This window comes from Mesorhizobium sp. M1348 (assembly GCF_040317925.1).
Lineage (GTDB): Bacteria > Pseudomonadota > Alphaproteobacteria > Rhizobiales > Rhizobiaceae > Mesorhizobium.
On sequence record NZ_JAMYLH010000087.1, the window covers coordinates 1 to 727 of the forward strand.

Below are 727 nucleotides of genomic sequence, written 5' to 3' on the forward strand. Positions count from 1 at the left end.
ATTACTCTTTGATGGTGACGACGATGCCGGCACCGACGGTGCGGCCGCCTTCACGGATGGCGAAGCGCAGCTTCTCTTCCATGGCGATCGGCACGATCAGCTCGACATCGACGGTGATGTTGTCGCCCGGCATCACCATCTCGGTGCCTTCCGGCAGCGACACGATGCCGGTCACGTCCGTCGTGCGGAAATAGAACTGCGGACGGTAGTTGGTGAAGAACGGCGTGTGGCGGCCGCCCTCGTCCTTGGTCAGGATATAGGCTTCGGCAACGAACTTCTTGTGCGGCTTGACGGTGCCGGGCTTGGCCAGGACCTGGCCGCGCTCGACGCCTTCACGGTCGACACCGCGCAACAGCGCGCCGATGTTGTCGCCGGCCTGGCCCTGGTCGAGCAGCTTGCGGAACATCTCGACGCCCGTGCAGGTCGTCTTGGTGGTCGGACGGATGCCGACGATCTCCAGCTCCTCGCCGACCTTGACGACGCCGCGCTCGACGCGGCCGGTCACCACCGTGCCGCGGCCCGAGATCGAGAACACGTCCTCGATCGGCATCAGGAACGGCTTGTCGAGCGGACGAACCGGCGTCGGGATGTAGGCATCGACCGCAGCCATCAATTCGCGGATGGCGTCCTCGCCGATCTTCTTGTCAGAATCTTCAAGTGCGGCAAGCGCCGAACCCTTGACGATCGGAATGTCGTCGCCGGGGAACTCGTTCTTGGTCAAAAGCTC

The 727-nt window shown here is 63.8% G+C and carries 1 protein-coding gene; it reads right to left on the bottom strand.

Going from position 1 to position 727, the window contains the following annotated elements; genetic code table 11:
- Window position 1: 1 nt before the first annotated feature.
- The coding region (locus NKH13_RS35545; RefSeq protein ID WP_352641809.1) for an EF-Tu C-terminal domain-related protein at window positions 2-727 on the bottom strand (726 nt) is incomplete at its 5' end.